At 74.8% G+C, this 3,028-nt stretch carries 2 protein-coding genes and 1 pseudogene; 1 reads left to right on the plus strand and 2 read right to left on the minus strand.

Annotation, left to right across the window (positions count from 1 at the left end):
- Window positions 1-208: 208 nt before the first annotated feature.
- On the plus strand, window positions 209-2,401 hold the full coding sequence (glgB, locus tag RKE29_RS28990; protein WP_312008686.1) for a 1,4-alpha-glucan branching enzyme: 2,193 nt from the start codon (window positions 209-211) through the stop codon (window positions 2,399-2,401).
- 118 nt (window positions 2,402-2,519) lie between these two features.
- Here the strand turns inward: glgB and RKE29_RS28995 are convergent, their stop codons facing one another.
- Window positions 2,520-2,804 carry a hypothetical protein gene (locus RKE29_RS28995; protein WP_312008687.1) on the minus strand — a complete coding sequence of 95 codons (285 nt, stop codon included), beginning with the start codon at window positions 2,802-2,804 and terminating at the stop codon, window positions 2,520-2,522.
- 9 nt (window positions 2,805-2,813) lie between these two features.
- Window positions 2,814-3,028, minus strand: a pseudogene (locus RKE29_RS29000) (hypothetical protein); the annotation flags it as partial.

Here is a 3,028-nt window from a genome sequence, read left to right on the forward strand (position 1 = left end):
CTCCGGCGGCCCGCCGAAGCCCGCGCCGGGCGAGGGCCCGGGCGCGGCGCGGCGCCCGGTGGCGGGCCGCCCCCCGGCCCCGGACGCGCCAAACAGCCCGCAGCCCCCGCACGAACCGGCCCCGGCAGCCCCGCCCCAAGCGGCCCACCCCCCAACGGCCCATACCCCGGCGGCCCAACCCTCAGCGGCCCAACCCCCGGCGGACGCCGTGCACCCCGCCCCGCCGCTGGACCCGGCCGAGCGGGAGCGGCTGCTGTCCGGCGCGCACCACGACCCGCACGCGCTGCTGGGCGCCCACCCCGTACCCGAGGGCGTGCTGCTGCGCACCCTGCGCCCGTACGCGCAGTCGGTCACCGTCCTGGCGGCGGGGATGCGGGCGGTGCTGCGCGCGGAGGGCGACGGCCTGTTCGCGGCGGTGCTGCCGCTGCGGGAGGTCTCCGACTACCGGCTGCTGGTGGCGTACGGCGAGGGCGACCTGGAGCTGCACGACCCGTACCGCTTCCTGCCCACGCTCGGCGAGCTCGACCTGCACCTGATCCGCGAGGGCCGGCACGAGCAGCTGTGGCGGGCGCTCGGCGCGCACCCCATGGTGCACCAGGGCGTGACCGGCACCCGCTTCGCGGTGTGGGCGCCGAACGCGCGCGGCGTGCGGCTGGCCGGGGACTTCAACCACTGGGACGGCACGGGCTTCCCGCTGCGGTCGCTGGGCTCCAGCGGCGTGTGGGAGCTGTTCGTACCGGGCGTGGGCGAGGGAGCGCTGTACAAGTTCGAGATCGTCCGCCCGGACGGCACCCACTCGCTGCGCGCCGACCCGATGGCCCGCCGCACCGAGCGCCCGCCCGCCACGGCGTCGGTGGTGTGCGCCTCCCACCACCACTGGCACGACGAGACCTGGATGGCGCAGCGCGCCCGGCGCCCGGCGCACGAGTCGCCGTTCTCGGTGTACGAGGTGCACCTGCCCTCCTGGCGCCCGGGCCTGACCTACCGCCAGCTGGCCGAGCAGCTGCCCGCGTACGTCAAGGACCTGGGTTTCACGCACGTGGAGTTCATGCCGGTCGCCGAGCACCCGTTCGGCGGCTCGTGGGGCTACCAGGTCACCGGCTTCTACGCGCCCACGGCCCGCCTCGGCGGCCCGGACGACTTCCGCCACCTGGTGGACGCGCTGCACCAGGCGGGCATCGGCGTGCTGCTGGACTGGGTGCCCGCGCACTTCCCGCGCGACGCGTGGGCGCTGGCCGAGTTCGACGGCGCCCCGCTGTACGAGCCCGCCGACCCGCTGCGCGCCGCGCACCCCGACTGGGGCACCCTGGAGTTCGACTACGGCCGCGCGGAGGTACGCAACTTCCTGGTCGCCAACGCGGTCTACTGGTGCGAGGAGTTCCACATCGACGGCCTGCGGGTGGACGCCGTCGCCTCCATGCTCTACCTGGACTACTCGCGCGAGCCGGGCCAGTGGACACCCAACGCGCACGGCGGCCGGGAGAACCTGGACGCCGTCTCCTTCCTCCAGGAGATGAACGCGACCGTCTACCGCCGCTGCCCCGGCGTGGTCACCATCGCGGAGGAGTCCACCGCGTGGGACGGCGTGACCCGCGCGACCCACCACGTGGGCCCCAGCGGCTTCGGCGGCCTCGGCTTCGGCCTGAAGTGGAACATGGGCTGGATGCACGACTCGCTGAGCTACCTCAGCCACGAGCCGGTACACCGCAAGCACCACCACCACGAGATGACGTTCTCGATGGTGTACGCGTACAGCGAGAACTACGTCCTGCCCATCTCGCACGACGAGGTGGTGCACGGCAAGGGCGCGCTGGTGTCCAAGATGCCCGGCGACTGGTGGCAGCGGCGCGCCAACCACCGCGCCTACCTGGGCTTCATGTGGGCCCACCCGGGCAAGCAGCTGCTGTTCATGGGCCAGGAGTTCGCGCAGGGCGCGGAGTGGTCGGAGGCGCACGGCCCCGACTGGTGGCTGCTGGACCCGTCGTACTCCGCCGAGCCCGACCACCGGGGCGTACGCGACCTGGTCCGCGCCCTCAACCGCGTGTACGCGGCCACCCCGGCCCTGTGGCAGCGCGACACCTCCCCGGAGGGCTTCTCCTGGGTCGAGGGCGAGGGCGCGGAGGACAACGTGCTGGCCTTCCTGCGCTACGACGCGGAGGGCTCGCCGCTGCTGGCGGTCAGCAACTTCTCGCCGGTGGTCCGGCACGAGTACCGCATCGGCGTGCCGGACGCCTTCCCGGTGTGGCGGGAGGTGCTGAACACGGACGAGCCGGCGTACGGCGGCAGCGGCGTGGCCAACCCTGACCCGCTGAAGGCCGAACCGGTCGGCTGGCACGGCCGCCCGGCCAGCATCCTGCCGGTGCTGCCACCGCTGGCGACGATCTGGCTGCGGCCGGGGTGAGGGCGCGGCCGGGGCGGCGCGGGCCGCGGCCGTCCGGCCCCCGTGCCGCGCCGCCCCGGCGTACGGCGTACCACCGGTCTTCGCCGCCCTCCGCCCCCTCGCCTGGGGAGGGTCGAAGTCACCTGCCGAGTTCGGCGGCCAGGTCGACCACGGTGCAGCGGCGCAGTTCGAGCACGAGCTGGGTCGCGAGGAACCACCGGCTGTCCCGATGGCCGTAGGGGAGGTAGCCGTCGCTGGGGACGCGCAGAAGTCGCCCGTCCGGGCCGGGGAGGAGGCAGTCGCCGTAGACCCCGCGCGGACGGGGCTTTCGCGACCTGACGGCGACGGGGGCGGTCAGGTGCGGGCAGTGCCGCAGGGCGGTGTCGGCGCACGCGACGCAGACCGGTGGCTTCGGGCAGAGCACGCCCTCCGGCTAGTCGGATGACAGCGCGTCGGAGCCGGGGTGCGGGAAGAGGAACAGCCACCCCCGGGCGGTCCGGCTCGCGGGACCGCCGCACACCTGGCACAGCCGGTTCAGCATGGCCCGGCGCTGGCGGACCGGATGGACAGTGCGGAAGTCGGGCTTTCCCAGGCCCGGCGCCTCGGTGAGACGGCTCCACGGCACGCCGTGTGCGTCCCGGTCGGCCG

Source organism: Streptomyces sp. B1866, assembly GCF_031932565.1.
Lineage (GTDB): Bacteria > Actinomycetota > Actinomycetes > Streptomycetales > Streptomycetaceae > Streptomyces.